The organism is Cupriavidus sp. WKF15 (assembly GCF_029278605.1).
In the GTDB taxonomy this organism is placed as follows: Bacteria; Pseudomonadota; Gammaproteobacteria; order Burkholderiales; family Burkholderiaceae; genus Cupriavidus.
The window spans coordinates 602096-627916 of the sequence record NZ_CP119573.1; the positions used below are offsets into that span (position 1 = coordinate 602096).

The following is a 25821-nucleotide window of genomic DNA, read 5'->3' on the forward strand; positions in this document are numbered from 1 at the left end:
CCTCATGCTGAATCATGGAATACACCCCAGGCATCAGCCAGCTGGCCGGCCTGCTGGCCGACCCTGGCCGCGCGGCCATGCTGTGGGCGCTGATGGACGGCAGCGCACGCCCGGCTGGCGAACTGGCGCTGATTGCGGGCCTGTCCGCCTCGTCCGCGAGCGGACATCTGACCCGGCTCAGTGAAGGCGGGCTGCTGGCCGTTGAGACGCGCGGACGCAATCGCTACTACCGGCTGGCCGCGCCCGAGATCGGCGTCGCCATCGAGGCGCTGGCCTCGGCCTCGCTGGCGAGCCGTCCGCCGCGGCTGCGCGATGTGCCGGTGTCGCGTACGGCGCCGCCCGCGCTGAGGCAGGCACGCACCTGCTACGATCACCTGGCCGGCGAACTCGCGGTGGCGCTGTTCGATCGCATGACGCGGGCGGGCTGGCTGCTGGTCGACGGCAATGCCGTGGACCTGAGCGGCGATGGCACGCAAGCCATGTTGCGGCTTGGCATCGACGTGGCAGCGGCACGCCGCAAGCGGCGCCAGTTCGCCTGCACCTGTCCCGACTGGAGCGAGCGCAAGCCCCACCTTGGCGGCGCGCTCGGTGCCGCGCTGCTCGGCAGCCTGCTGCAGCGCGGCTGGGTGGAGGCCACGCCGACATCGCGCGCGCTGCGGGTTACGCCGCGCGGCCAGCGCGAGATCGTCGGCATTGCCGCCTGAATGGCAAGAATCAAACAAGGAAACAGAAAATGGTCACACCACTGGACGAAGATAAACAGGACGCGCTCCACCGCTTTTTCGCACTGATCAACCTTGGCGATATCGCGCAGAGCGCAGCGCAGGCCGCGCTGTTCGAAGACGCGCTGCTGGATGCCGAAGACGACGACACCGAGGGCCAGGAGCTGCTATGGGTGATCCGCGAGGTGATCGACTGGCAGTCGGGCTTCTTCGTCGACTGGAAGGACTGCCAGTCCTTCATCGGCTGCATGAACCAGCTTTGCGAGCGCCTGGACCTGGAAATCGACTGGGGCAGCGAAGACCCCGAGGATGAGAGCTTCCTGGATAGCACCAGCGTGCCCGAGCTGATGGAGCTGGCCCACCGGCAACTGCGCGTAGCCGGCTACACGCTGTGGAACTGGGACACGGAGGGCGATGCCTACGGCGGCTGGATCACGCGTAGCGAGGACGATGAAGAGATGACGGATATCGCCGATACACTCGGCTTCAGTATCCGTCCTGGCGACCAGCCCTACTGAAGCGGCTGTCCGGCACGCCTGCCTGACCGATATCGGCCAGGCGCTCATTGCGCAAGCGGCGCAGCGCCATTGTCCACGCTGTGGGACAATCTGGCCGCAAGCGCCCCCTTCTGCCATTTCAGCTGGCCGGAAATTCATCCGGGGCGCTGCTGACGCCGGGGCACCGCATGAAGACGATCGAATGGAAGGATTGGGAGATATTCTGCCGCGTTGTGGAAGGCGGCGGCTTTACCCAGGGAGCGGAACTGGCCGACGTGCCCAAGTCATCGGCCAGCGCGGCGGTGGCGCGGCTGGAGAGCCAGCTTGGCGTGCGGCTGTTCGAACGGACCACGCGGCGCGTGCGCGTGACCGAGCGCGGCCAGCGGCTCTATGACCGCGTGGCGCCGCTGTTCGCCGAGCTGCATGAGATCAGCGCGGAAGCGGCGTCGGTCAGTGATGAAGTCTGCGGCGTGCTGCGCATCTCCACGCCGTACGAAGTCGGGTCGCAGCACCTGTCCGAAGGGCTCAGCCGCCTGATGCGGCTGCATCCGCGCCTGCGCGTCCATGTGGACGTGAGCTGGGACCAGCCCGACCTGATCCGCCACGGCTACGACCTGGCTTTTGTCATGACCAACACCCGGCTGCAGGACACCTCGTTCGCCAGCAAGCGGGTCGTGCTGATCGAGCGCGGCTTCTATGCCGCGCCTTCCCTGATCCGCGACCGCGGCCTGCCGCGCACCCCGCAGGACCTGACCGGCTGGCCCACGCTCGGCAATGCCGACGATCACTTCTGGGAATTCCTGCGCGACGATGTGGAAACCGCGCGCCTGGATGTCGAGCCGCGCATCTGCACGCATAACGCCGAGCTGCGCCTGAAGGCCGCCATCGACGGCCTGGGCGTGGCGCGCCTGTCGCCGCGCTTCGTGCACGAGCAGGTCCAGCAGGGGCAGCTCGTGCGCGTGCTGCCAGCCTATGCGTCGTCACCGCTGAAGGTCTACGTGCTGATGCCGGCGCGCAAGCTGATGCCGGCCAGCGTGCGCGTGTTCCTGGACGTGCTGGAGCAGACGCTGGGAGTGCCTGAAACGAGGCGGCCGGCGGGCAGGAAGCGGGAGGCGGTGCAGGCGTGAAGCCGGCCTGCCCCGGATCGCTCAGTCCCCGAACACCACCACCGACCGGGCCAGTTCCCCGCGGCGCAGTTCATCGAACGCGCCGTTGATGCCTTCCAGTGGCAGGCGCCGCGAAATCAGCTCGTCCAGCTTGAGCCGCCCCGCCATGTAGAAATCGACCATGCGCGGCATATCCACCGGGAAACGGTTGGATCCCATCAGAGAACCCTGGATCTTCTTCTCAGAAAGGAAGTCGCTGCCCTTGAGCTCGATCTTCACCCCCGGCGCGATCATGCCGATCACCGTCGCCGTGCCGCCACGGCGCAGCATGGCGAAGGCCTGCTCGGCGGTCTGCTTGAGGCCGATGGCCTCGAACGCGTGGTGAACGCCCCCACCGGTCAGCGCGCGTACCGCTTCCACCGTATCCTCGCCGGCCTCGACGACGTCGGTCGCCCCGAACTGTCGCGCCAGCTCCAGCTTTCCCGGCACGCGGTCAATGGCGATGATGCGCCCCGCACCCGCAATGGCGGCGCCATTGATGGTGGCCAGCCCGATGCCGCCGCAGCCAATGACGGCCACGGTTTCGCCGGGCTGCACGCGCGCGGTATGCACCACCGCGCCGAAGCCGGTGGTGACCGCGCAACCGATCAGCGCGGCGCGATCCAGCGGCATGTCGCGGCGAATCGCTACCAGCGCGTGTTCGTGCACAAGCATTTGTTCCGCGAACGCGGAAAGATTGAGGAACTGGTTCATCACGCCGCCGCGGTGCGCGGCCAGGCGCGGCGCTTCGCTTTCTCCGCGGCGCGTATCGGGCTCGGTGCACAGCGACAGGTGCCCCGTCAGGCAGTGCTCGCAATGACCGCAGTAGGCCGACAGGCACGTGATCACGTGATCGCCGGGCCGGACCGTGCGCACCAGCTCGCCGACCTGCTCCACCACGCCGGCGGCTTCGTGCCCGAGCACGGCGGGCATCGGGTACGGGTAGGCGCCATCGAGGAAATGCAGGTCGGAATGGCACACGCCAACGGCAGCGGTACGCACCAGTACTTCATGCGGGCCGGGCTTGCCGATTGCGACGTCTTCGATCACCAGCGGGGACTTGGGTTGATGCAGGACAGCGGCTTTCATGGATCTCCTTGTGTACGGGCCGCTCGCGATGCTGCCCGGGGGCAGCGCAGGCGGCCGCCAGTGGGTTCCGGGGCGCAGACGCCGACATTACCGCCGATCGGCGATTCATGTATGACGCTGTGCAGCATCCCCCCAAGCTCAGAGTTCTTCCTTAATCGGGAGCACGCGCAGCAAGCCGATGCCGAGGTGTTCCAGCGGACCCATGCCCGGTTCGCTCTCGTAGGTCTTCAGCTGGCCCTGCTCGCGCGTGACCCAGACAAGATGGCGCGAACTGCCGTCCGGGTTCTGGCGCAGTTCGACCCGGTAGGTGATATCGAGCAGGCCATCGTTCATGCCTTTCAGGATTCGCTGGGCCAGTGCAGCGCTGTCCAGCACCACGCCCATCTCGGTATTGAGCTTGGCCGAGCGGGGGTCCATGTTGAGCGAGCCGATAAACACCAGGTGCTGGTCGACGATGTAGTTCTTGGCATGCAGGCTCGCGCGGCTCAACGCCAGCCACGCGCGCGAGTTCGGGCCCGAGCCGCCACCCTTGCCGCGCTGCGCGAGTTCGGCATAGGCGCTCGGCTTCAGTTCGTACAGCTCGACGCCGGCCGCCACCAGCGCCTCGCGGTGGGGCGCGTAGCCCGCATGCACGGCACTCACGTCGGTCGCGGCAAAGGAATTGGTCAGGACGCGCACATGGATGCCGCGCTTCGCCATCGCGACGAGCCACGCCTCGCCGTCATCGTCCGGCACGAAATAGGGCGACACCAGCACCACCTCGTTCTTCGCCGCACTGATCAGGCGCTCCAGGCGTACCGTGGCATAGCCGTCGCCCGGGGTCTGCTCGGTGATCTTGCTGGCCTTGTCAGATACCACGGTGGCCTTGCCGGTGTAGGCCGGCATGTGGCCGCTTTCGATGCCCTTCGCCAGGCCCGAATCGAGCAGCTCCTGCACATAGGGGCTGGCCTTCGCCCGATCGCCGCGCGCTTCGAGGCGCTTGCGCAGGGCGCGCATCTCAGCGGGCGCGTCCTTGCCTTCCGGGATCAGCGCCACCACGGGGTAGGACGAGACATCGTTCCAGTATTCGTCGAACACCGCCGACACCTGCGGCACCGCCGGCCCCGCGACGAGCACGTCGAGGTCGCTGAAATCCATGTCGATGCGCGCGGAAAAATAGGCATCGCCCACGTTGCGCCCGCCCACCAGCGAGATCTGGTTGTCCACCGTCATCGACTTGTTGTGCATGCGGCGGTCCAGCCGGTTGAAGCTCCACAGCATCTCCAGCCAGCGCGCGCCGCGGTTGGCGAACGGATTGAACAGCCTGACCTCGATATTGGGATGCGAGTCGATCGCGGCCAGCACCTTGTCCAGGCCGCTGGTATGCAAGTCGTCCAGCAGCACGCGCACGCGCACGCCGCGGTCGGCGGCATCGATGATGTCGCCGAGCACGGCGGCGCCGGTGCCCGTGGGCTCGAAGATATAGGTCTGCAGGTCCAGGCTGCGCTGCGCGGCGCGCGCCATGGCAAGGCGCGCGGTAAGCGCGTCGGGGCCGGTCGACAGCGGGTAGAACAGCGACTCGCCCGGATGCTGCGCCAGGCGTGGTGCCAGCGCCTTGCCCAGCGGCGTGTCCGTGGTCACGGCCGGGGCGCTTGAGGGCGTGCGCTCGGCGGAGGCTGGCAAGCTCGCACAGCCGGCCAGTGCACCGGCGCAGGCGATTGCCGTGGCAACTGTGGCCAGGCGCCGCCGGCAGGCTCGCCAGCCACGCCAGGCGTGCGCCGGACCCGTCAAGGTTGGCGACAGGCTGGACGCATTGCAGTTTGGGTGCATTGGGTTGTCTCCGCAACGCCGCGCAGGCGCCGGCCGCCCGCATGGGACGCGGCTCCGATATCTCACAAGATACACCGCCGCGCGCAGGCAGAGGTAGCCGTCAGGCCACATTGCGGCGCAGCATGTCCACGGCGTCCGCACCCACTCCGTTCACAATATGCACAGTCTGGGCCGCGTTGCTTGCCGCGGCCCGCCACCATGGGCTTGAATCGCTCCACCTTCCGGCACAGGAAGGATGGAGATGATGATGACCCTTACCGCTACGGCGTCCCGCCCAGACCGCGCCGCCCTGTCCCGGCTGCTGGAACCCGCTTCCATTGCCATCATCGGCGCCTCGCGCGACACCAGCCGCATCGGCGGCGTGGCGCTGGACCACCTGCAGCGCCTTGGCTACCGGGGCACGGTCTATCCGGTCAATCCGCGCTATGCGGAAATCGCCGGGCTGGCGTGCTACCCGGATGTCGAGTCGCTGCCGGCGACGCCCGATGTGGCCGTACTCGCGCTCGGCGCTGATGAAGTCCTGCCGCAACTGCGGCGCTGCCACGCCGTGGGCATCCGCGCGGCGATCCTCTATGCCTCGGGCTTTGCCGAAGCCGGCGCGGCCGGCGTGGCCCGCCAGGCCGGGCTGACCGCCTTCGCGCGCGAAACCGGCATGGCCATCGCCGGCCCCAACTGCATGGGCCTGGCCAACCTGACCACGCGCGCGATCACCGCGTTCGCCACCACCTTCCGCGCCTTTCCGCCCCAGGACGGTCCCGGCCATGTCAGCCTGCTGACGCAAAGCGGCAACGTCTGCGCCATCGTCTACGCCACCGGCCGCCAGATGGACGTGGGCTTCCACCAGTTCATCAACACCGGCAACGAAGCCTGCCTCGACTATGCCGACTACCTGGACTACCTGGCCGATGAGGCGCAGACCGGCGCCGTGGTCGGCTACGTCGAAGGCCTGCGCAATGGTCCCCGCTTCATTGATGCCGCCGCGCGGCTGCGCGCCGCCGGCAAACCGCTGATCGTGCTCAAGGCTGGCGAAAGCGAGGCCGGCTCCGGCGCCACGCAATCGCACACGGCGGTACTGGCCGGCAACCAGGCCATCTACCGCGCGGCCTTCGCGCAGCTCGGCGCCATGCAGGCGCGCGACCCGGCGCACCTGACCGACCTGGCCTACCTGTCGGGCTTCCGCCAGCGCAGCGCCGGGCGCCGCGTGGTGGTGGCATCGGTGTCGGGCGCCATGGGCGCGCTGTCGGCCGACCTGCTCAGCGCCGCGGGCCTGGAAGTGCCGCGCCTGTCGGATGCAATGCAGCAGCGCCTGCAGGCCGCGGTGCCCGAGATCGGCGGCGTGGCCAACCCGGTCGACATGACGGGGCAGCTTTTCAACCGCGATGGCCTGGCCTATGCGGTGCTGGACAACCTGGCCGCCGATGGCGGCACGGACGTCATCTTTCTCTACGCCACGGCCTACCTGCTCGACCGCGTCGCCGACGAGCTGATCGAAGTGGCCGCGAAGACCAGGCGCCTGATCGCGGTGGCAACCACCGGCGAGCCCGCCAGCCGGCAGCGGCTGGCAGCGGCCGGCGTGGCACTGTTCCCCGACGTCGCGCGTGCCGCGCAGGCGCTCGGCACCTACGTAGGCTGGCTCGGCACGGCCGCGCCGACGGCGCGCTGGATGGACCTGCGCGCCCAGGCTTGCATGGGCGCCGCCGGCTATCTGCCCGCGGCGTCCACGGACGAGCACCAGGCCAAGCTGTGGCTGTCCGGCTTTGGCGTGCCGATCGGCGACGAAGCCGTCGCCGCCACGCCAGACGAGGCCGCCAGCGCGGCCGAGCGCATCGGCTATCCGGTCGTGGTCAAGGTGCTGAGCCCGGACATCGCGCACAAGACCGAGGCCGGCGGCGTGCGGCTGGGCCTGGCGGATGCGCAGCAGGTGCGCACGGCTGCTGGCGAAGTCGTTGCCAATGCGGTGAAGGCAATGCCGCTGGCCGAGCAACGCGGCGTGCTGGTGCAGAAGATGGCCAGCGGCGTGTGCGAGCTGATCGTCGGCGTGACGCGCGATCCGGTGTTCGGGCCGGCCATGACGGTGGGGCTGGGCGGCATCTTCACCGAAATCTTCCACGACGTCGCGCACCGCCTGCTGCCGGTAGACCGCACCATGGCGCACGAGATGCTGTCGAGCCTGCGCGGCTACCGCCTGATGACCGGCTTCCGCGGCAAGCCCGCCGCCGATATCGAAGCCGCCGCGGCCGCCATCTCCGCACTATCGGACGCCGCCATGGCGCTGGGCGACCGGGTCGGCGAAATGGAAGTGAACCCGCTGCTGGTCCGCCAACAAGGCCAAGGCGCGGTGGCATTGGATGCATTGATTGTTCTGAACGAGCAATAGCCCGGCAACCCGAACGCCGACACCGCGTGGCGGGCGCCGTTGAACAACCTGACGAACCGGCAGCCTGCGGAGTAGAGCTAGGGATGCTCTGCACAAACGCGAATCGAGTGTGCTTGGCCGTTTAACAGGAAGCTGAATGCGCCACGACGCCAACCTGTCAGCCCGGGGCGAAGCTGTCTGGCACGCGCGGAGCAGCACTCGCGGGCTACGCGCGAGGCATCGGCATGAGCCTGAAACGCGCTCATGCCTCAGCAGCCAGCAGTTTGCCGCGCGCCATCCACAAGTTGGACAGCGCGAACAAGGTCATGACTTGCGCGGTGTTCTTCCTCAGCCCTCGATAGCGGACCTTGGTGTAGCCGAACTGCCGCTTGATGACCCGGAACGGATGCTCGACCTTGGCCCGGATGCCCGCCTTGATTCGCTCGACTTGATCGACGAGCGCGCCAAGCGGTTTGCTTTGGTCCAGAACGCGACGTTTGCCTGGCTTCATCGCCACGTGCCAGTTCACGTCCGCCCGCGCGTCAGGACGCTTCTCCACGCCCTGATAACCCGCATCGCCAAACGCGTCGGTTTCCTCGCCATGCAGCAGGCTGTTGGCCTCAACCACGTCGTTGATGTTGCCAGCCGTGCCCCGCACCGTGTGCACCAGCCCGCTTTCGGCGTCCACGCCAATGTGCGCTTTCATGCCGAAATACCACTGGTTTCCTTTCTTACTCTGGTGCATCTCCGGGTCGCGTTCGCCCGACGCATTCTTGGTCGAACTCGGTGCGCTGATCAGCGTCGCGTCCACCACCGTGCCCGCGCGCAGCATCAATCCCTTGTCGCGAAGGATGTCGTTTACCAGCGCGAGAATCTGAGCGGCCAGCTTGTGCCTCTCCAGCAGGTGACGGAACCGCAGGATGGTGCTCTCGTCGGGCAGCCTCACCGTCCAGTTGTCCAGCCCGGCGAACTCCCGATACAGCGGCACGTCGTGCAGCGCTTCTTCCATCGCCGGGTCCGACAGGCCGAACCATTGTTGAAGAAAGTGGATGCGCAGCATTGCCTCGACCGCGAACGGGGGACGGCCGCGCTTGCCCTCCGGGGCGTACGGAGCGATCAGCATCACCAGATCGGCCCACGGCACCACGCGGTTCATCTCGTCCAGAAATTCGCGCTTGCGGGTGCGCTTGGTCGACAAGTTCAGTCCAAGGTCAGTTTGCTTCATGCGCTACATGCTCGCTGGCTCGACGATTCATTGCAAGCACATCCGCCGGCTAATTGTGCAGAGCATCCCTAGAGCGCACGGGTGGCGTTTTAAGTATTTTTCCGCGGGGCCTGTGGCGATGGGGCGATTGTCGTGCCTGGCGGGCGCTGCTGCGAGCGGCGCATGCCAAGAAGGCCAACACAGCCGCCCTGCGCAATCTAGACTGGTTAGCGTAACAACGGGGCCAACGCCCCTTGCCGGAGGCCGCGCCATGCCAGACCCCGCAATCTCCACTACCCACCATTCCACCCTGGCCTTCGGCCGCCTCTACGCCGACGAATCCGGCGAATCGCATTTCGGCGCGCTGTCGACGGAAATGTCGGAGCGCAATTTTGCGCCACCTGCCCCATCGTTCTGGGTGTCGTCAATGACGCCCGCCGTGCGCCAGGGCTTCCTGGTGGTGCCGACCGGCTGGGTGGGCGACCTGCATCCATCCCCGCTCAGGATGTGGATGTTCATGCTGGACGGCGAGATGGAATTCGAGGCCTCCGACGGCGAACGCCGTTCGCTGGTCGCCGGCAGCGCGCTGCTGCTGGAGGACACGACTGGCAAGGGTCACCGCAGCCGCGTGGTGGGCGGCCTGGTAGCCACGCTGGCCGTGGTCGAACTACCGGCAACGCAACCGTAACGCTGCGCCCGATGCCCGCGCCCGACACCCCGCCGCAGAGCGCTACGCCCGCGCCACAGATGGTATCCGCGGGCTATCGTCAGGGCATCATCACGGCAATCACCGTGCTCCTTGGCTTCTCGCTGGCCTTCTGGCGCTTCTGGGGCTTCGAGAGCCCGGGACACTGGAACGCCCGCGCGGCGTTTGCCGCGCTTTCCCTGGTCGGCGCGGTGGTCCTGCAAATCGTCGCGCTGTTCCGCGCCTTGCGGATCGAGGACGATGCCGTCGCCGAGTATCGCCAGACCGTACGCTGGTTTGTTGCCTCCGCGATCGCATTGCTCGTCGGCCTGGCGACCGCCATGCTGGACGCCGCCCTCAGCGCGCCGGCGGAGTGAGCGCAGCGTGTCACGGATTTCGCGGTGCTGAAGCCGGCCAAGCCGCAGCGGCGCCGGTACGGGTGAATGGCCGGCGCCGCCGGTACCCGCCGCGTGCCAGCAGCAATGCGGCGCACGATTCAATCGCCGCGCACGCAAGGAAGTAGAGCAAGGCCACGGCCGCGAAGACTTCGGCCGCATAACCCATATTGCGCCCGTTGATCTGCGCGGCCAGTGTCGACAGCTCGGTCACGCCGACGATATAGGCCAGCGACGTATCCTTGGTCAGCGATACCCAGGTGTTCGCGAGCGATGGCAGCATCGCGCGCAGCGTCTGTGGCAGCACGATATGCCACATCGCCTGCAGCGGCGTGAAGCCAAGGGCCAGCGCGGCATGCTGCTGCCTCTTGCCGATGGCGGCAAACCCGGCATCAAGACTCTGCGCGATGTAGGCGGCGCCGATCAGCGCCAGCGCGATCACCACGGTCTGCACCTCGCCGACCTGCACGCCAGCCAGCATCGGCAGCAGGAAATAGGCCCAGAAGATCAGCATCAGCACCGGGATGGCGCGCAGCACTGCCAGCAGCGCGCGCACCGGGCGCGTCACCGGCGGCGGCGCCAGCGCAAGCAGCAGCGCGAGCACAATGCCTGCCGCCGTGGCACCCGCACAGGCCATCGCGGCCATGGCCAGCGTGAGCGCCGCCCCCGCGAGCGGCCCTTCGGGAAAGGCGCCTTTGAGCAGGAACGGCAACTGGCCGAGCACCAGCGCAAGGCCCGCCGGCAGGCCCGCGGCATCAGCCATGCTTCACCTCATGCCAGCCCAGTTGCCGCTGCACCAGCGGCGCCAGCGCCTGCAGCAGCAGGATCAGCGCGACATAGAGCAGCGTGGCCACGCCGAAGGCCTGGAATGCCATCAGGGTGTCGGTCTCCACCTGCCGCGCGGCATAGGACAGCTCGGCAAAGCCGATCGCCATCGCCAGCGAGGTGTTCTTGATGGTCTGGCAGAACTGCCCGACCATCGGCGCCGCCGCGATGCGCAGCGCCTGCGGCAGGACAATGCGCCACCACGCCGCCTGTGTCGAAAAGCCAAGCGCGAGCGCGGCCGCGAACTGGCCGCGCGGCACGGCGGCGATGCCGGCTTCCAGTTCCTGCGCATAGAAGGCGCTCGCATACAGCGCGATGCCAAGCGTGCTCGCCAGCGCCTCCAGCGATGGCGCCGATAGCATCATGCCGGCGCCGATATCGACGCCGCGCCAATCCGATATGCGGGCGATCGCCGCATTGCCGAGCCATTGCGCTGCGCCGAAGTACCAGAAGAAGAGCTGGACCAGCAATGGCGTCTTGCGCACGAAGCCGATCGCTGCATCCACGGCAACCCGCACCGGCGTGCGGCGCAATGCCAGCCACGCGCAGGCAAGCAGGCAACCAAGCACGAACACGGCGACCGACAGCGCGACGGTCATGGCAAAGCCCGACAGCAGCCAGTGCAGGTATTTCTCTTTCAGCGGCTGAAAGAGGATGGACGCAGTCATTCCCATTCCCGCTTCATGCGTGCGCCAGGCAGCATCAGTTGACCTTGTCGCCGATGCGGAAGTCCCTTGCCAGTGGCGCCGAACTCTTCGGCCCGAACCACTTGTCGTAGATCTGCCCCGCCACGCCGTTCTTCTCGAGCTCCGCGAGGATCTGGTCGATCGTCGCGGTCAGGCGCGCCTCGTCCTTCGGAATGCCGATGCCCATGTATTCGCGCGTCAGCGTGAACGGCGAGATCTCGAACTGCTCCTTGTTGGGCAATGTCGCCAGCAAGGCACCGAGCTTGGCGCCGTCCTGCGCAAAGGCCTGGATCGCGCCGCTGCGCAATGCGGCCAGGGCGAGCGGCGAATCGTCATAGGCAATCACGCGCGCCTCCGGATACTTCTGCCGCAGCGTGGTTTCCTGCGTGGTGCCCTTGTCCACGCCCAGGCGCCAGTTCCTGAGATCGTCCGGCTGGCGCAGCGTGCCGCTCCTGGCGATGAACTGCAGGCCGCTGGCGAAGTACGGCGTGGAGAAGGCGATCTGCTGGCGGCGCTCTTCGGTGATGGTGAAGTTCGCGGCCACGATGTCGACTTTCTGCGAAGCCAGCAGCGGGATCCGGTTGGCCGGGTTGGTGGCACGGAATTCGACCTTCACCCCGAGCCGCTTCGCAATCTCGCGCGCGTAGTCCACATCGAGGCCGGCCGGCGCATTGGTCTTCGCGTCGACAAAGCCGAACGGCGGGTTGGCGTCGAACACGCCCACGCGCAGTACCCCGGCCTTGCGGATGTCGTCGAGGCGGTCCGCCATGGCGGAGCCGGAAGCGAGCACGGCCAGGCCGGTGATCAGGGTCAGCGCTGCGCGCAGCAGCGGGGAACGGGTACGCATGGATGCCTCACGCTAAGGTTGGATGGGCAGACGATAGCGGTGTGCACCGGCACAGGGAACGAATGCTTTCGCAGATGGATATGCCGCGACACTGTCGCCGTATGGCAACGAAGCCATGACTGCCGTCAGGGCCTTGCCGCGGCAAGCGCGCGCAGCCGTGCGAAAATACGGCTTCGTGCATCCGCGGTTGCACTGCGGACTGCGCACCGACTGAGTTTTCCCGGAGGACGGCGCATGTATCGCGGCGAACGATTCAACGGTTACAGCCACCTGGCCGGTGCCATCCTGGCGGCCGCCGGCATGGCGGTGCTGGTGACATCCTCGGCCCTCTACCACGACGCGTGGAAGGTGGTCAGTTCAGTGGTCTACGGCACCACGCTGGTTCTGCTCTACACCATCTCCACGCTGTACCACAGCCTGCGCGGCCCGGCCAAGGACGTATTCCAGCGGCTCGATCATTGCGCCATCTACCTGCTTATCGCGGGCAGCTATACGCCGTTTGCACTGGTCACGCTGCGCGGCCCATGGGGGTGGGCGCTATTCGGGATCAACTGGGGACTCGCCGCCGTCGGCATCGTGCAGGAACTCTGGATCGGGCGGCGTACGCGGGTGTTTTCGTTGTCGATCTACGTGGTGATGGGATGGCTGGTGCTGATAGCGTTCCAGCCGCTGGCGGCAGCGTTGCCGGCGCCCGGCATGTGGTGGCTGGTAGCGGGCGGCGCACTCTATACGGCCGGCATCGGATTCTTTTTGTTTGACGAGAAGGTCCGGCACTTCCACGGTATCTGGCATCTGTTCGTGCTGGCGGGCAGCACGTGCCAGTTTGTCAGCATTCTCTGGTACGTGGGCTGACGCGGCTGGCTAATAGACGTCGCGCCGATAACGCCCCTGCTCACTGAGCCGCCGCAACCGCTCCGCCCCGAGCACCTCGGCAAGCGCATCATCGACGCCGCCAGCCATGCCCTGCAGGCTGCCGCACACGTAGATGGCGGCCCCGGCATCGACCCATTCGCGCAGCGACGGCGCACGCTCGCGCAGCGCATCCTGCACGTAGCGCAAAGCGCTGCCGTCGCGCGAATAGACAACATCCACCCGCTCCAGCACGCCATCGCGCTGCCAGCCAGCGAGTTCGTCAGCGAAGAAGTTGTCATGCCGCGCTGAACGCTCGCCAAAAAACAGCCAGTTGCGATGCCGCCCAGCCAGCGCGCGCGCCTTCAGGTGGCCGCGCAGTCCGGCGAGGCCGGTGCCATTGCCGACGAGCACCAGCGGACGATCATCGGGCGGCGCATGGAAGCCCCGGTTAGTGCGAATACGCAGCGCAATGCGCGCCCCCACGGATGCATGGCTGGTCAGCCACCCGGATGCCAACCCGAGCCGCCCGTTGGCATGACGGGTCTGCCGCACCAGCAGTTCGAGCTGCCCATCCTGCGGCAGCGAGGCAATCGAATACTCGCGATGCGGCAGCGGCGACAGCGCGTCGACAAGCTGCTGAGGCGGCAAGGCCCGCATCGTGGCCAGGTGCGCTTCGGGCAGCAGCAGGCGCGTGGCGAGCGCTTCGACCAGTGTCATCGTCTGGCTGTCGCAGCGCACGGACGTGGCGCTGTCCATGGCCAGCTTGTCGAGCAGGCGGCCGATCTCGGCCGGGTCGTGGCAGGGACCGATCTCGGCGATGTCGCCGGCTTGCCAGTCCGGCAAGTCGGCCTCGGGCCTGAGCGCGAGATGGAACGCCGGCGCGCCCTGGCTGCCGGGGTTCAGATGATGGCGCTCCGCGAGCTGCCAGCGGTCATAGCGCGGACGCTCCCAGTCGGCGATCTCCGCGCCGCCGCTGAGCGCGGACAGGTGGTTCTGCCAGTGGCGCAGCGCGCCCGCGTCGCCGTTGTCCACTTCGATCAGGTCGAACAGCGGCTGCGCATGGTGGCGCTGCAGCCAGTCGGACAGCGCATGGCCGAACGCGCAAAAGCGCGCGTAGCTGCTGTCTCCCAGTGCCAGCACGCCATAGCGAAGCTGACGCAATGCATCCTGACCACCCGCGGCCAGCAGGCGGCGCGCGAATCCCGAGGCACTATCGGGCGCGTCGCCTTCGCCGGTGGTGCTGACCACGAACAGCGCCTGCCGGAAGCTGGCCAGCCGGCAGGCGTCCAGCTCGGCAAGGCAAAGCATGTGCACCGGCATGCCGGCACCCTGCAACGCGGCGGCGGTCTGCATGGCCAGTTGCTCGGCAAAGCCGGTCTGGCTCGCGTAGGCCACCAGCGTGGCGCCATGCTGGTCCGCGCCGCCGCCGGCAAGCGCCGTGACGCGTGCGAGCCGGCGGCGGTGATGATCGAACACGGCCGCGCAGAAGCCCGCATAGGCGAGCAACACACCAGCCGCCATGCCGGCGCGCGACGGGCTCAGCATGGCCAGGCAGACACCGGCCACGGCGGCCAGCCAGCATGTCAGGAAGCGGTTCATGCCAGCATCGCGGCAAAGGCCGGGGAAAGATGTTCGTCAAAACCGCCCGGTGTACGAACCAGGAAGCGCGCCGCGATGCCATGCCGGCGCGCGTGTTCCATGCCGGCCCGCGGGCCGAGCACGGTCAGGGCGGTGGAAAGCGCATCGGCCATCATGCATTCGACGTGCAGCACGGTCACCGAAGCCAGCGCATGACTGGCGGGATAGCCGGTGCGCGGATCGATGGTGTGCGCATAGCGCCGGCCTTCGCTGTCGAAGAAGCGCCGGTAGTCGCCCGAGGTGGCGGCGGACAGGCCGTGCAGCGCGACCAGCGTCTGCTCCGGCGTGGCCGGCCCGCTGTCAGGCGGCGATTCAAGGGCCACCCACCACGGCATGCCGTCCGGCTTGACGCCGTTGCCACGCAGTTCGCCGCCGATCTCGGTCAGGTGGTGTGCCACGCCCTCGCCATCGAGGTATCGGGCGACAGCGTCCACCGCGAAGCCCTTGGCAATCGCGCAGAGGTCAAGCGATACGCTGCCAGGCTGCAGCGCGCGGCCGCCTTCGCGATCGAGCACGATACGGTCCCAGCCGCATTGCCGCCTGGCCAGCGCGACCTCGTCCGGCGCCGGCGGCGCGCTGCGCTTCGGCGCGGGACCGAAGCCCCACAGGTCCACCAGCGGCCCGGCGCTGGGATCGTAGGCACCGCCGCTGTCGCGCGCGACCTGCAGCGCGCACGCCAGCACGCGCAGGCAGTCGGCCGGCAGCGCGACCCACGTGCCGGCGCAGGCGCGGTTGAAGCGGCTCACGTCCGAGTCCGGCGCCCAGTTGCTCATCTGCGCGATCACGCTGTCGAGCGCGGCGCGTATGCCCTGTTCCAGCGCGCCGGCGTCCACCGTCGGCGGCAGCATGGCCACCACCGACCATGTGGTACCCATGGTCTCGCCGGCCCAGCGCTGCGCGCGCGCCTGCGCGCCGGGCGGTACCGGCGGCGCTGACAGCGTGAGCGGGATCAGGACGCGGTTCAAGCAGGCAGATCCTGGCAACGGCTCACTGCGGCAGCACTTCGACCGTCACCACATAGGTGGCGCGGCGGGTCCTGGCGGCCTTGACCGAGGTCTTTTCGTCGCGGACCTCGGCCTCCATCCAGTACATGCCGGGGGCCGGCCACTTCACGCTGAACTTGCCGTCGGCGTCGGTGGTGGCGCTGAATTCCTGCAACTGGTCGCGGTAGCGGATGCCGCCCGGCACCACGGCCACTTTCAGGTTGGTGGCCGGCTTGCCGTCGAGCAGCAGGCGGAAGCTGGCCGTGTCGCCGGCCACGAGGTCGTTCGGGTGCGTGATCGGCGCCAGTTACAGGCCGCGGCCGCTGGCGGCCAGGCCCCGGCTGCTCGGCTTGCCGTTCGTGACGAAGGACTCGACGCGGCCTTCGGCCTGCGTCACCTGCAGGTCCGCGGCGTTAGCGGGCACTTCCTTCGCGAACGCTTCCGCCGTGCCGCGCCAGCGCCTGGTCTGGCCGTTTTCCTTGTAGCTCGCGAACAGGCCCTGGTTGACCACCGCCACGCGGTAGGTACCGGGCTGCGTCAGGTGCAGGTCGAAGGTGCTGCGGTAGCGGCCGGTGGAGGCGTTCTCCGCCTTCAGGGCGCTTCCGTCCGGGCCGGTCACGACCAGGTTGTCCAGGCGCAGCGGCACGTGCTCGAAGTAGAACAGGTCGTTGGAGACCGCGGCATCCACGGTCACCCAGGTGTCGTTGCCGGACAGCACCGTGGCCGACGGCAGCAGCCACTGGCGGTGCGCATGTGCCGCCAGCGGGGCCAGGGCCGCCACGGCCAGCAAGGCCAGGCGCGTGGACAGGCGCGATTGGAAGGTCTTCATCGTCGGTCTCCGGTTGGGATCAGTGCATCAGGGGCTTCGGGGGCATCAGGGCTTCAGGTCGACAATCACGCCACCCAGCTCGTGCTCGCCCTTGGCGCGGGCGGTCTGGGCCGCTTGCGGCGGCCAGTTAAAGGGCACGCGCACCAGTTCGCGGCCACCGACTTCGCGCGCCGCTTCGACCACGAGTTGGTACTCTCCGGCCGGCAGCTTGCCCAGGGGCGCCTTGCCGTCCGTGAAAGTGAGCGTGTGCTCGCCAGGTGCGCGCGTGGCGCCGGAAATGCCGTCGGCGGGCATCTGCGTGTCGCGGCCGGCCTTGCGCCACCACTGGCGCATGTCCTTGAGCCACTTGGTGCCTTCCTTGTTCTTGACGTCGTACCAGACCGCCAGCGTCGACACCGGGCTCTGGTCGGCGCGCTCGACCCAGACCGAGACATAGGGGCGGTGGTATTCCGCGACGTTCAGGCGCGGGATTTCCACCGTCACGTTCATGTCTGCCGCGAAAGCCGGACCGGCCAGCGGGGCGGCGGCCATGCCAGAGAGGGTGACGGTGAGCAGTCGGCGCATATCGGAATAACCTCGTCAGGAAGATGCAGGAAAGATCGCAGCGGATCGGCTCGATCCGGTCAGTGGATGAACAGGATGGCCAGCAGCAGCGGCACCACCAGCCCCAGGCCCACCAGCGGCCATGTGGCCACGCGGCCAGCGGCGTGCAGCTTGAGCAGGAACAGGCCGGTCACGCTGAACACCAGGCAGGCCAGCGCGAACACGTCCAGGAACAGGCTCCACGCACGGCCGGTGTTGCGGCCCTTGTGCAGGTCATTCAGATACGAAATGACGCCACGCGTGGTCTTCTCGTACTGGGTCTCGCCGGTGTCCAGCGCCAGGCTGACCCAGGCGTCGCCGCCCGGACGGGGCAGCGACACATAGACTTCATCGGCGGACCATTCCGCCTCGCGCCCGCTGGCGTCGATACCGAGTTCATGCGAGAGCCAGTCGGCCAGCGCCGGCGGCACCGCGCTCCTGGCATCGCGCCCGCTGCCCGAGGCGGCCGGCATGGCGGATTTCAGCGCCGAAAGCAGGCTGGCCGGCGCCGTGGCCTGGCGTGTCACCACGCTCGGCAACGCCTCGATCTGGGCCGCATGGTTGAGCGTGAAGCCGGTCGCGGCGAACAGCAGCATGCCGATCAGGCAGATCGCGGAACTGATCCAGTGCCACTGATGGAGATGCTTGAGCCAGAAGGCGCGACGCTGCTGGCCGGATGCCGGCTCGGTTTCGGTCATTGCAATGGATGGGCGGCACGGGCTCCAAAAGGCTTTGTGACCCATTGGTCACAAATGAGATCGAAAGCAAAAGGATAATCGTTCTCATTTGAAATCACAACGAGATGACGCCCGCGCCGGTTTACAGCCCGTTACAGCAAGTGACCGTTGTTGAGCGGCCTGATCCCCGATTTCGCCGGGCGCGTCAGGTCAGGAGCCCGTTGCGGGCTCCGGCAGATGGTCGAGGTAGCCGCCGACCACGCGCTCCAGCGCGCCGAGCTTTCCGGTGAAGAAGTGATTGGCGCCCGGCACCACCACGACGGGCAAGTCCTGCGGTCGCGCCCAGTCGAGCACGGCGCCGAGCGTCACGCGCTCGTCGTTCTCGCCATGCACGACCAGCGTCGTCGGCGGCACGGCCGGCGTCTCGTAGCTCCTGTGACCGGGAATGGTCCCCCACGGCATGCCGGCGAGGATCAGGTGCTGGCATGACAAACCCTGGCCGCGCAGCACTTCCACCGTACGCGCCACGACGTAGGCACCGAACGAGAAGCCGGCCAGGACCAGCGGCAGTCCGGGGTACTCCTGGCGCAGGTAGTGGACGACGCCAACCGTGTCCGCCGTCTCGCCATCGCCGGTATCGTGCTCGCCTTCGGTCTCGCCGACACCGCGGAAACTCGGGCGCACTGTCACATAGCCCCTCGCGGCCAGCGCCTTCGCGAGCACGTGCGGGACCTTGTGGGTGGCCGTGCCGCCTTGCAGCGGATGCGGGTGCGCGACGACGGCGATACCGCCAGCCACCGTGCGCGGCGCATCGACGATCAGCTCGATCCTGCCCGCCTCGCCCGACACAAAAGTCTTTCCGGTTCCCGCCTGCAATGCCATTCCCTTCCCCACGAATTTCCAGTCTGCCTGTCGCTGCCAACGGGCCATGCGGCCCAGACGCGATGGTACAGGCTGACGCCCGTCCCCGCTTTCGCGCCATGCACGCAAAAGGCGCCGTGAAGGGGCGTTGCGACAAGGGCCATTTCGCTACAATCGTCGCGACCGCGCGGCCACGCTCCGTGCATCGGCAACGGTCTTCCGGCCGGCTCCACGGACACGACTTCACAGACGCAGACAGGCGATGGACATCAAGCACCTACAACTGTTATCCGACATCGTCGAAGCCGGCAGTCTGAGCAAGGTCTGCGCGTTGCGCGGCATCGCGCAGTCCGCGCTCAGCAAGCATATTGCCGCGCTGGAGAGCGAGTTCGGCGCGAAGCTGTTCTATCGCACCGGGCGGGGCGTGGTGCTGACGGAGTTCGGCCAGTCCATCATGCCGCGCGTGAAGACCCTGCTCGGCGAATTCGACCAGTTGAAGAACGATATCCGCGACCGCGCCGAGGTCCCGAGCGGGCCCGTCAGGCTGGCCCTTCAGGCGTCGATCACGCAGCATATAGTCGGTCCGCTGTTCCAGCGCGTGCGCGCGGACTTCCCGAAGATCGAACTGCGGCTGATGGAAGGGTTCGCGGGCAATATCGAAGAGGCGCTGGCCAGCGGCCGCACGGACGTGGGCGTGTTCTCGCGCTACGGCGAGCGCATCCACAAGACCGATGAAAAGCTCGCCACCGACGAGCTCTACCTGATCGCGCGGGCGGGAGATCCGAATGTGGCCAGGCCCAGCTGCCGTTTTGCCGATGCCGCGGCACTGCCGCTCGTGCTGCCCGGCGCGCCGGACGGCTTCCACATGATGCTGCTGGACGAGGCGAAGAAGGCGGGCGTCCACCTGAACACCCAGATCGAGGTCGATTCGCTGACCGCCATGCGCGAGATCGTCGCGAACGGGGCCGCCTATACGATCCTCACGCGGCAGGCGGTGGAAGTCGAGATGCAGCTCGGGCGCATCGCCGTGAGCCGCATCACCGATCCCGTCCTGACGCGCACGCTGGTGCTGGCCACCAGCACGCAGCGGCCGCTGACCTATGCCAGCCGCACGGTCATTGACCTGATCCGCAAGCTAACGCAGGCCAAGGGCTGAGCCGCAGCGCGGCGGCGTAACGCTGGTCAGTCCGATGCAAAGGCCGTGCGGACCACGCCGAGGCCGGCGATGGTGGTGTCGATGACATCGCCCGGCGCGACCGTGACCATGGGCCCGAGCGCGCCGGTCATGATAACGTCGCCCGCCTGCAGCGGCCGGCCCACTTCGGCCATCTTGCGGGCAAGCCACAGCGCGGCGTTGAGCGGATGCCCAAGGCAGGCCGCGCCCACGCCGAGCGAAACGACCTCGCCCTGGCGCTCCATGAGCATGCCGCACGTACGCAGGTCCACTTCCGACAGCTTGCGCGGCTGCGTTCCCAACGCATACAAACCGGACGACGCGTTGTCCGCCACCGTGTCCAGCAGGCGGATGTCCCAGTCACGGATGCGGCTGCCCACGATCTCGACGGCCGGCAGCACATAGGCAATGGCCGACATCAGCTGCGACAGCGTCACCTGTTCGTGCTTCAGGTCGCGCTCCAGCACCACGGCAACTTCGGCTTCAACCTTCGGCTGCAGCACGCGTCCGAGTGCCACCTCGTCATCGGGCGCGAGCTCCATGTCGGCGAACAGCATGCCGAAATCGGGCGCGTCGACGCCAAGCTGCTGCTGCACCGATTTCGAGGTGAGGCCGATCTTGCGGCCCGTCAGCCGCCGTCCGCTCTCAAGGTAGTAAGCGGTGTTGATGTCCTGGACCGCATAGGCGCCTTCGACGCCCATGCCGGCCAGTGCCTCGCGCACCGGCGCGATCAGCTGGCGCTGCCGTGCCGCGTCGCGCAGCGATGTGGCCAGTGTCTGCAGGATGGCGGTATCCATGGTCATGTGCGCCTCACAGTGCAGGGGTCAGGTGGTCGGTGCTCGCGAACACGAGCTTCCAGGGCTTCATGACGATGCCCTGGAACAGCGACGCTTTCGCGAACGGGTCGCTGGCCGCGAGCCTTGCGGCCTCGCGTTCATTGGCGGCCTCGTACACGAACAGGGCGCCGCTGCCGTCGGCGAACGGGCCGGCAATGACCAGCCGGCCGCGTTGCAGCAGGTCCTGCAGATAGGCGCGATGGGCGGGCCGGTGTTGCGCGATGCGCTCGGGCTCGTTGGCGTACTCGACGAAGGCTGCGAATTTCATGGGCGATCAGTGATGGAGGAAACCGGTGGAAATCCAGGGCACGGCCGCGACCACGACGGTGCCGATGAACAGGAAAGTCATGTAGCGCCAGATATGGCGTACGCCCTCGCTCGGCCTGGTGCGGCTGATGGCGCAGGCGGCGTAATAGCCGACCCCGAAGGGCGGTGCGAACAGGCCGATGCCCATGGCCAGCACGACCACCATCGAGTAGTGCACGTCGTGGATGCCTAGCTGGCGCGCGATCGGGAACAGCAGCGGCCCGAACAGGACGATGGCGGGAATGCCCTCGAGCACGCTGCCCAGCAGCACGAAGGCGATGATGGAAACCGCCATGAACGCCGGTGCCCCGCCCGGCAGTTGCGCCATGGCCGCGGCCAGGTCGCCGGAGAAGCCGGACTGCGTCAGCGACCATGCCATGCCCGTGGCGGTGCCGATGATCAGCAGGATCGCACCGGACAGCGCAGCCGTGTCCACCAGCGCCGGCCAGAGCTGCCGCAGGTCCAGCTTGCGGTACACCAGCAGGCCGACGATGAGCGCGTAGACGATGCCGATGGTTGAGACCTCGGTGGCTGTCGCCACGCCTTCCACCACGGCGGCACGCACCACGAACGGCAGCGCCAGCGCGGGCAGCGCCACCACCAGGCTCTTGCCAATCATGGCCCGCGTGGCCCGTGCGCTGCACGCCGCGCCGGTCTTGCGCGCCTGCCACCAGACCACCAGGCCCAGCACCAGGGCCAGGACGATCCCCGGCATCAGGCCGGCCGTGAACAGGTCGGCAATCGAAATGCCGGTCACGGAGCCGATGGTGATCAGCACCAGGCTTGGCGGCACCGTCTCGGTCTGTGCGCCGGTGGCCGCGAGCAGCGCCACCATGTCGCCGTCGTCGGCGCCGCGCTGCTTCATCTCGGGGAACAGGGCCGGCGCCACGGCCGCCATGTCCGCCGCCTTGGAGCCCGAGATGCCCGATACGAGATACATCGCCCCGATCAGCACGTACGACAGGCCGCCGCGGATATGGCCGAGCAGGTTCGCCAGGAACTGCACCATGGCGCGCGCCATCGACGTCATCTCGATCAGCACGCCGAGGAACACGAACATCGGCACCGCCAGCAGGATCAGGTGCGACATGCCTTCGTCCATGCGCCCGATCACGACGATGGTCGGCGTGGACGTGGTCAGCGACAGGTAGCCGAAGGTGGCCAGGCCAAACGAGAACGCGATGGGCACGCCCGTAAACACCAGCAAGCCCACGATGCCGACAAAGAACACGAGCAGGTTGGCATTGCCGATTCCTTGCAGCACCGGCTGCAGCATGACCAGGCCCCCGACCACCGCGCCGCACGCGGCCAGCGCCAGCAAGGCGGTGCGCACAGTTGAAGTGGACAGCAGCCGCACCACGCTCATCAGCAGGATCAGGGCGATGCCGACGGGCAGCGCGGCGGCGCGCCAGGCATTGGAGATATCCAGCGCAGGCATGGTCACGGCGGCTTCCTCGCTCGCGAACTCCCAGGCCGGATGCGCAACCAGTGCGAGCCACGTCAGCGCGGCCACGGTTGCCACCAGTTCGAACGCGCCGCGCCACTTCGGCGCCGCCGCGTCGACGAGCGCCGTCATGCGCATGTGGCCGCCGCGCCGGAAGGCGACGGCGGCACCGAGCATGATGAGCCAGATGAACAGCAGCGAAGCCAGCTCGTCGACCCACACCAGCGGCGTGTGCAGGACATAGCGGCTCAGCACGCCGCTGAACAGCACGCCGATCTCGGCCACCACGAGCAGTGCCGCCGGCACTTCGGTCATCACCCCCAGCGCCTTGTCAGCAAGCCTCAGTACCCGCGCGGGTGTGCCGCCCGGCAGCGCCCCGGCATGCGGCTCCCTGCGCGGGGCCTTGATATCGACCATATGCGTGGACATGTCCCGCCTCCGTCATTGCTGCGGCAAGCCGAGTACGTTGGCCTGGATTTCGGGATCGACGAAGCGCTCCAGCCGTTGCGGGTAGACCGTGACCGTGATCTCGCACGACCCGGTGCCCACGGTCAGTCCGAGCAGGTGGCCGCCGGCACCCTGGAAAGTGCCGTCCGTCACCGTGCCGTGCGCGTGGATCGAAGGCTTGCCCTCCTTCCAGGCGATGGAGCCGGTCATATTGGCCATCTCGACATTGCGGTAGGTCTTCGGGTCGAACTGCTTGCGGCCGAAGTCATAGAAGCCGAAGGTCGCCTCCGACATGAAGCCGATGCCGACGAAGCTGGCGCTCGGGATCTTCTCTTCCCGCGCCAGTTGTTCGAGGTTCTGCAGCACGTTGTCGCCGTGCCGCAGCACCATCAGGTAGCCGGTCGGCGTCTTCATGTACTTGCCTTTGGCCTCCTGCGCCGCGGCACTGTGCGCGCCCATGCAGGAAAGGGTGAGGCCCAGCGTGATGAGCGATGCCACGCGCGCGATGAATGCCATGATGTCTCCAGATTTTTTAGAGTGTGAGCGCCGCCACGGCGGTGGCGGAAGGCCACCGGCCAGCGGATGCCGATTGAACAAAGGCGTTGCGGCTAGACCAGCTTGCCGGCGTATTTTTCGAGCAGCGCCCAGGTCTCGGCCGGGAATTTCTTCTGCCAGTCGCGGTAGAACCCGGCCTGGCTCAGGTAGTCGCGGAAGGCCTTCACGTCAGGCTGGTTGAATACCATGCCGCGGCCCTTCAGCTCGTCGCGCAGGCGGGTATTGAGCGCATCCACGGCCTGGCGCTGCCTTAGCGCATAGGTATCGAAGGTGGTGGCGGCGAGCTGGCGCAAGTCCTCGGGCAGCGCATTCCACGTGCGCAGGTTCGCGACCAGCCAGAAGCCGTCCCATACGTGCGACGTCAGGGAGCAGTATTTCTGCACCTCATAGAGCCGCTGCGTGCCCAGGATCGTCAGCGGGTTCTCCTGCCCGTCGACGATCTTCGTCTGCAGCGCGGTGTAGGTTTCCGCCATGTTGATGCCGGCCGGCGCCGCGCCGAATGCCTTGAACATCGATGTGAGCGCCGGGCTCAGCGGCACGCGGATCTTGAAGCCGCTCAGGTCCTGCGGCGTGTTGATCTGCCGGTTGCTGCTGGTGACCTGGCGGAAGCCATGGTCCCAGATCTTCGGCAGCGGCATCAGGTTGACCTTCGCGAACGCGCCGCGGATATGCGCGCCGAGTTCGCCGTCCATGGCCTTCCAGACCTGCTCGTAGCCCGGAAATGCAAAGCCGATCCCGCTCACGGAGGCCGCCGGCACCAGCGTGCCCCAGATCAGCCCGGCGGTGCTGACGAGGTCGATGGCGCCCGAGCGCACCTGCGACACCATGTCGGTATCGCTGCCGAGCTGGCTGCTCGGAAACACGCGGATGTTCAGGCGGCCGCTGGAGGCGCGCGCGATCTCGGCCGCGGCGGCGCTCAGGTTGACGGTGGTCGGGTGGGTCGCGTCCAGCGCGATGCCGAGCTTGTAGTTGTAGGTCTGCTCCGCCGCACGCGCGGGGCTGTGGATCATCAGGCCAGAGGCGGCAGAGGCCGCCGCCAGGGCAATACCCTGCTTGAGCGCCAGGCGGCGCCCGCTGTTGATACCGCTCATTGTTTGTCTCCTGCGGTCTGGTCTTGTAGTGTGCTGCGCTGTCGCGCGGCGGCGGCCGCCGGGGCCGCCCGTGGCAGGTGGTGCCTGCCTTGCCTATGCCGCCTTGAGCTGCCGGCCGCTAAGGTATTTCGAGAAGCTGCGCGCGCCGTCCCAGTCCTGGATCAGCGTCAGGCGGCGCTTCAGGAACAGCCCGTCGGCCACGCGCTCGGCAAAGGCCTCGAAGGTCTCGGTCGGGTCGTCGATCTCGAACACGAAGTAGACCTTCGCCTCTTCGTTGGACAGCCACGGACCTGCCAGCAGCTTCAGGTCGCCGGGCAGGTTATGCGGGCGCACGCCGTTGCGCAGGTTTCCGAGGAAGTCCACGACTCCCTGCATGGTCCTGGGCGACATATCGCGCAGCCACACCTCATTGAAAAACTTCGGCATGTTCGTTCTCCTGGTTTCGATGTCGGGGTCAGGCGCTTGCCACGCGGTCGGTATAGGCCTTCATCTGGTCCCAGCCGGACAGCAGCGTCAGCTTGCGCCGCGCGAACAGGCCGCTGACCACGCGCTCGGCGTAGGCATCGAACATGGTCGACGGGTCGTCGATCTCGAAGATGAACATCACCTTCGCCTCCTCGGCCGAGAGCCAGGGGCCGGCGATCATGCGCAGGTCGGGCGGAAGGTTGTCGGGCTTGGTGCCGACGCTCAGGTTGCCGAAGAAGGTCACGGCCTCTTCGATCAGGTCGGGCTTGATGTCGCCAAGCCAGACTTCATTAAGGAACAAAGGCATGGATGTCTCCTGGTCTGCGTTCTCGCTGCGTTTGAGAGGGGTGCAGCGCGATGACCGAAGCATATGAAAACGCGTCGCCGCGTCCTATGCATAAAGCGAGATATCAGCCTTTCCTGAGCGGGGAGGGTAGGTGGAAGCGTTGAGTGGGACTGCGCCCGGCGGTATGCGCCGGGCGCCACCAGGGCTACGCGAAGTCAGCGTAGCGGTCTGGATCATCGGGCATCGTCCACTTGGTGAACTCCGCCGGGGGCTGGGGTACATCGGTCGCATGTTGCGCGGCGGCCTGCTCGACCTGCGCGGCGAGCGCGGCACCGGGCACGTCGATGACTTCTTCGCCATCTTCCGACCAGCACCTGAGTTTGACCGACATGGTTCCTCCTGCAGGGATTCCAGTGCACCTCCGGGGGGCGGAACTGCGTCTGGAGTGCCAGGTTCCAGCGTAGGGCAGTTTTTGAAGACCTGCTGACAGGGATGGTGCTGACGGTACATCGCGGGAAAAAAAATGTTCTTCGAT

Annotated in this window: 27 protein-coding genes and 1 pseudogene; 8 read left to right on the forward strand and 20 right to left on the reverse strand. The window is 67.5% G+C overall.

Features of this window, described 5'->3' with window-relative positions; translation table 11 throughout:
- Positions 1–14 precede the first annotated feature (14 nt).
- From CupriaWKF_RS20105 to CupriaWKF_RS20115, 3 genes are all read left to right on the forward strand, one after another.
- The gene (locus tag CupriaWKF_RS20105) at positions 15–704 is read left to right on the forward strand and encodes a helix-turn-helix transcriptional regulator (protein WP_276102527.1); all 690 of its coding nucleotides are present in this window, start codon (positions 15–17) and stop codon (positions 702–704) included.
- A gap of 29 nt (positions 705–733) precedes the next feature.
- Positions 734–1240: a hypothetical protein gene (locus tag CupriaWKF_RS20110; RefSeq protein ID WP_276102528.1), complete on the forward strand. Its 507-nt coding sequence runs from the start codon at positions 734–736 to the stop codon at positions 1238–1240.
- A 167-nt stretch (positions 1241–1407) separates the two neighbouring features.
- Entirely contained in the window at positions 1408–2346 is a 939-nt protein-coding gene (locus CupriaWKF_RS20115; protein ID WP_276102529.1) for a LysR family transcriptional regulator, read from the forward strand.
- A 21-nt stretch (positions 2347–2367) separates the two neighbouring features.
- Here the strand turns inward: CupriaWKF_RS20115 and CupriaWKF_RS20120 are convergent, their stop codons facing one another.
- Together CupriaWKF_RS20120 and CupriaWKF_RS20125 are read right to left on the reverse strand one after the other, a co-directional pair.
- Positions 2368–3453 (reverse strand): Zn-dependent alcohol dehydrogenase, encoded by a 1086-nt coding sequence (locus CupriaWKF_RS20120; RefSeq protein ID WP_276102530.1) that lies wholly within the window; start codon positions 3451–3453, stop codon positions 2368–2370.
- 138 nt (positions 3454–3591) lie between these two features.
- Entirely contained in the window at positions 3592–5262 is a 1671-nt protein-coding gene (locus tag CupriaWKF_RS20125) for a phospholipase D family protein (protein WP_276102531.1), read from the reverse strand.
- Between the two features lie 247 nt (positions 5263–5509).
- Here CupriaWKF_RS20125 and CupriaWKF_RS20130 point away from each other — a divergent pair, with 247 nt between their 5' ends.
- On the forward strand, positions 5510–7639 hold the full coding sequence (locus tag CupriaWKF_RS20130; RefSeq protein WP_276103333.1) for an acetate--CoA ligase family protein: 2130 nt from the start codon (positions 5510–5512) through the stop codon (positions 7637–7639).
- Positions 7640–7880: 241 nt separating this feature from the next.
- Here CupriaWKF_RS20130 and CupriaWKF_RS20135 read toward each other — a convergent pair whose 3' ends face one another.
- Positions 7881–8843, reverse strand: coding sequence for an IS5 family transposase (locus CupriaWKF_RS20135; RefSeq protein WP_276099037.1), 963 nt, complete (start codon positions 8841–8843; stop codon positions 7881–7883).
- Between the two features lie 250 nt (positions 8844–9093).
- Between CupriaWKF_RS20135 and CupriaWKF_RS20140 the strand changes: the two genes are divergently transcribed.
- Together CupriaWKF_RS20140 and CupriaWKF_RS20145 are read left to right on the forward strand one after the other, a co-directional pair.
- Positions 9094–9510: a cupin domain-containing protein gene (locus CupriaWKF_RS20140; RefSeq protein ID WP_276102532.1), complete on the forward strand. Its 417-nt coding sequence runs from the start codon at positions 9094–9096 to the stop codon at positions 9508–9510.
- A gap of 11 nt (positions 9511–9521) precedes the next feature.
- Positions 9522–9884, forward strand: coding sequence for a hypothetical protein (locus CupriaWKF_RS20145; RefSeq protein WP_276102533.1), 363 nt, complete (start codon positions 9522–9524; stop codon positions 9882–9884).
- Positions 9885–9894: 10 nt separating this feature from the next.
- Here CupriaWKF_RS20145 and CupriaWKF_RS20150 read toward each other — a convergent pair whose 3' ends face one another.
- The 3 genes from CupriaWKF_RS20150 to CupriaWKF_RS20160 are packed head-to-tail and all read right to left on the reverse strand — an operon-like array spanning position 9895 to position 12260.
- The gene (locus CupriaWKF_RS20150; protein WP_276102534.1) at positions 9895–10665 is read right to left on the reverse strand and encodes an ABC transporter permease subunit; all 771 of its coding nucleotides are present in this window, start codon (positions 10663–10665) and stop codon (positions 9895–9897) included.
- Positions 10658–11401, reverse strand: a complete 744-nt coding sequence (locus CupriaWKF_RS20155) for an amino acid ABC transporter permease (RefSeq protein WP_276102535.1) — start codon at positions 11399–11401, stop codon at positions 10658–10660. Before CupriaWKF_RS20155 ends, CupriaWKF_RS20150 begins: the two co-directional genes overlap by 8 nt.
- Before the next feature lie 28 nt (positions 11402–11429).
- Positions 11430–12260, reverse strand: coding sequence for an ABC transporter substrate-binding protein (locus CupriaWKF_RS20160; RefSeq protein ID WP_276102536.1), 831 nt, complete (start codon positions 12258–12260; stop codon positions 11430–11432).
- Between the two features lie 234 nt (positions 12261–12494).
- On the opposite strand from CupriaWKF_RS20160, the gene CupriaWKF_RS20165 reads away from it, so the two are divergent.
- Complete coding sequence (locus tag CupriaWKF_RS20165) at positions 12495–13112, forward strand: hemolysin III family protein (protein WP_276102537.1); 618 nt, start codon at positions 12495–12497, stop codon at positions 13110–13112.
- A gap of 9 nt (positions 13113–13121) precedes the next feature.
- On the opposite strand, the gene CupriaWKF_RS20170 is transcribed toward CupriaWKF_RS20165, so the two are convergent.
- From CupriaWKF_RS20170 to CupriaWKF_RS20195, 6 genes and pseudogenes are all read right to left on the reverse strand, one after another.
- Positions 13122–14711 carry a flavodoxin domain-containing protein gene (locus CupriaWKF_RS20170; RefSeq protein ID WP_276102538.1) on the reverse strand — a complete coding sequence of 530 codons (1590 nt, stop codon included), beginning with the start codon at positions 14709–14711 and terminating at the stop codon, positions 13122–13124.
- Positions 14708–15715, reverse strand: coding sequence for an FAD:protein FMN transferase (locus tag CupriaWKF_RS20175; RefSeq protein ID WP_276102539.1), 1008 nt, complete (start codon positions 15713–15715; stop codon positions 14708–14710). The genes CupriaWKF_RS20170 and CupriaWKF_RS20175 overlap by 4 nt, the downstream gene beginning before the upstream one ends.
- A 22-nt stretch (positions 15716–15737) precedes the next feature.
- Positions 15738–16562, reverse strand: a pseudogene (locus CupriaWKF_RS20180) (DUF4198 domain-containing protein).
- A 45-nt stretch (positions 16563–16607) separates the two neighbouring features.
- Entirely contained in the window at positions 16608–17126 is a 519-nt protein-coding gene (locus tag CupriaWKF_RS20185; protein WP_276102540.1) for a DUF2271 domain-containing protein, read from the reverse strand.
- Positions 17127–17185: 59 nt separating this feature from the next.
- The gene (locus CupriaWKF_RS20190; protein ID WP_276102541.1) at positions 17186–17842 is read right to left on the reverse strand and encodes a PepSY-associated TM helix domain-containing protein; all 657 of its coding nucleotides are present in this window, start codon (positions 17840–17842) and stop codon (positions 17186–17188) included.
- A gap of 189 nt (positions 17843–18031) precedes the next feature.
- On the reverse strand, positions 18032–18703 hold the full coding sequence (locus CupriaWKF_RS20195) for an alpha/beta fold hydrolase (RefSeq protein WP_276102542.1): 672 nt from the start codon (positions 18701–18703) through the stop codon (positions 18032–18034).
- A 241-nt stretch (positions 18704–18944) separates the two neighbouring features.
- Here CupriaWKF_RS20195 and CupriaWKF_RS20200 point away from each other — a divergent pair, with 241 nt between their 5' ends.
- A complete protein-coding gene (locus CupriaWKF_RS20200) occupies positions 18945–19838 on the forward strand; it encodes a LysR substrate-binding domain-containing protein (RefSeq protein ID WP_276102543.1) in 894 nt (297 codons plus the stop codon).
- Between the two features lie 26 nt (positions 19839–19864).
- Here CupriaWKF_RS20200 and mhpD read toward each other — a convergent pair whose 3' ends face one another.
- From mhpD to CupriaWKF_RS20240, 8 genes are all read right to left on the reverse strand, one after another.
- Entirely contained in the window at positions 19865–20659 is a 795-nt protein-coding gene (mhpD, locus tag CupriaWKF_RS20205) for a 2-keto-4-pentenoate hydratase (protein WP_276102544.1), read from the reverse strand.
- 7 nt (positions 20660–20666) lie between these two features.
- Entirely contained in the window at positions 20667–20960 is a 294-nt protein-coding gene (locus CupriaWKF_RS20210) for a YciI family protein (protein ID WP_276102545.1), read from the reverse strand.
- Positions 20961–20966: 6 nt separating this feature from the next.
- Complete coding sequence (locus tag CupriaWKF_RS20215) at positions 20967–22871, reverse strand: TRAP transporter large permease subunit (protein WP_276102546.1); 1905 nt, start codon at positions 22869–22871, stop codon at positions 20967–20969.
- A 12-nt stretch (positions 22872–22883) separates the two neighbouring features.
- Positions 22884–23405, reverse strand: a complete 522-nt coding sequence (locus CupriaWKF_RS20220; protein WP_276102547.1) for a PPC domain-containing DNA-binding protein — start codon at positions 23403–23405, stop codon at positions 22884–22886.
- Between the two features lie 92 nt (positions 23406–23497).
- A complete protein-coding gene (locus tag CupriaWKF_RS20225) occupies positions 23498–24535 on the reverse strand; it encodes a TRAP transporter substrate-binding protein (RefSeq protein ID WP_276102548.1) in 1038 nt (345 codons plus the stop codon).
- A gap of 93 nt (positions 24536–24628) precedes the next feature.
- Positions 24629–24961, reverse strand: a complete 333-nt coding sequence (locus CupriaWKF_RS20230) for a hypothetical protein (protein WP_276102549.1) — start codon at positions 24959–24961, stop codon at positions 24629–24631.
- A gap of 28 nt (positions 24962–24989) precedes the next feature.
- The gene (locus CupriaWKF_RS20235) at positions 24990–25307 is read right to left on the reverse strand and encodes a hypothetical protein (RefSeq protein WP_276102550.1); all 318 of its coding nucleotides are present in this window, start codon (positions 25305–25307) and stop codon (positions 24990–24992) included.
- Between the two features lie 184 nt (positions 25308–25491).
- On the reverse strand, positions 25492–25677 hold the full coding sequence (locus CupriaWKF_RS20240) for a hypothetical protein (RefSeq protein ID WP_276102551.1): 186 nt from the start codon (positions 25675–25677) through the stop codon (positions 25492–25494).
- Between the last annotated feature and the right edge of the window lie 144 nt (positions 25678–25821).

Coding starts and splice junctions, on each gene's coding strand:
- CupriaWKF_RS20155 (WP_276102535.1), bottom strand. CDS start 11,401: ATGGGAATGACTGCGTCCATCCTCTTTCAGCCGCTGAAAGAGAAATAC.
- CupriaWKF_RS20185 (WP_276102540.1), bottom strand. CDS start 17,126: ATGCGCCGACTGCTCACCGTCACCCTCTCTGGCATGGCCGCCGCCCCG.
- CupriaWKF_RS20235 (WP_276102550.1), bottom strand. CDS start 25,307: ATGCCTTTGTTCCTTAATGAAGTCTGGCTTGGCGACATCAAGCCCGAC.
- CupriaWKF_RS20240 (WP_276102551.1), bottom strand. CDS start 25,677: ATGTCGGTCAAACTCAGGTGCTGGTCGGAAGATGGCGAAGAAGTCATC.
- CupriaWKF_RS20165 (WP_276102537.1), top strand. CDS start 12,495: ATGTATCGCGGCGAACGATTCAACGGTTACAGCCACCTGGCCGGTGCC.
- CupriaWKF_RS20195 (WP_276102542.1), bottom strand. CDS start 18,703: ATGGCATTGCAGGCGGGAACCGGAAAGACTTTTGTGTCGGGCGAGGCG.
- CupriaWKF_RS20125 (WP_276102531.1), bottom strand. CDS start 5,262: ATGCACCCAAACTGCAATGCGTCCAGCCTGTCGCCAACCTTGACGGGT.
- CupriaWKF_RS20145 (WP_276102533.1), top strand. CDS start 9,522: ATGCCCGCGCCCGACACCCCGCCGCAGAGCGCTACGCCCGCGCCACAG.
- CupriaWKF_RS20130 (WP_276103333.1), top strand. CDS start 5,510: ATGACCCTTACCGCTACGGCGTCCCGCCCAGACCGCGCCGCCCTGTCC.
- CupriaWKF_RS20225 (WP_276102548.1), bottom strand. CDS start 24,535: ATGAGCGGTATCAACAGCGGGCGCCGCCTGGCGCTCAAGCAGGGTATT.
- CupriaWKF_RS20220 (WP_276102547.1), bottom strand. CDS start 23,405: ATGGCATTCATCGCGCGCGTGGCATCGCTCATCACGCTGGGCCTCACC.
- CupriaWKF_RS20110 (WP_276102528.1), top strand. CDS start 734: ATGGTCACACCACTGGACGAAGATAAACAGGACGCGCTCCACCGCTTT.
- CupriaWKF_RS20215 (WP_276102546.1), bottom strand. CDS start 22,871: ATGTCCACGCATATGGTCGATATCAAGGCCCCGCGCAGGGAGCCGCAT.
- CupriaWKF_RS20170 (WP_276102538.1), bottom strand. CDS start 14,711: ATGAACCGCTTCCTGACATGCTGGCTGGCCGCCGTGGCCGGTGTCTGC.
- CupriaWKF_RS20190 (WP_276102541.1), bottom strand. CDS start 17,842: ATGACCGAAACCGAGCCGGCATCCGGCCAGCAGCGTCGCGCCTTCTGG.
- CupriaWKF_RS20105 (WP_276102527.1), top strand. CDS start 15: ATGGAATACACCCCAGGCATCAGCCAGCTGGCCGGCCTGCTGGCCGAC.
- CupriaWKF_RS20115 (WP_276102529.1), top strand. CDS start 1,408: ATGAAGACGATCGAATGGAAGGATTGGGAGATATTCTGCCGCGTTGTG.
- CupriaWKF_RS20200 (WP_276102543.1), top strand. CDS start 18,945: ATGGACATCAAGCACCTACAACTGTTATCCGACATCGTCGAAGCCGGC.
- CupriaWKF_RS20230 (WP_276102549.1), bottom strand. CDS start 24,961: ATGCCGAAGTTTTTCAATGAGGTGTGGCTGCGCGATATGTCGCCCAGG.
- mhpD (WP_276102544.1), bottom strand. CDS start 20,659: ATGACCATGGATACCGCCATCCTGCAGACACTGGCCACATCGCTGCGC.
- CupriaWKF_RS20120 (WP_276102530.1), bottom strand. CDS start 3,453: ATGAAAGCCGCTGTCCTGCATCAACCCAAGTCCCCGCTGGTGATCGAA.
- CupriaWKF_RS20150 (WP_276102534.1), bottom strand. CDS start 10,665: ATGGCTGATGCCGCGGGCCTGCCGGCGGGCCTTGCGCTGGTGCTCGGC.
- CupriaWKF_RS20160 (WP_276102536.1), bottom strand. CDS start 12,260: ATGCGTACCCGTTCCCCGCTGCTGCGCGCAGCGCTGACCCTGATCACC.
- CupriaWKF_RS20140 (WP_276102532.1), top strand. CDS start 9,094: ATGCCAGACCCCGCAATCTCCACTACCCACCATTCCACCCTGGCCTTC.
- CupriaWKF_RS20135 (WP_276099037.1), bottom strand. CDS start 8,843: ATGAAGCAAACTGACCTTGGACTGAACTTGTCGACCAAGCGCACCCGC.
- CupriaWKF_RS20210 (WP_276102545.1), bottom strand. CDS start 20,960: ATGAAATTCGCAGCCTTCGTCGAGTACGCCAACGAGCCCGAGCGCATC.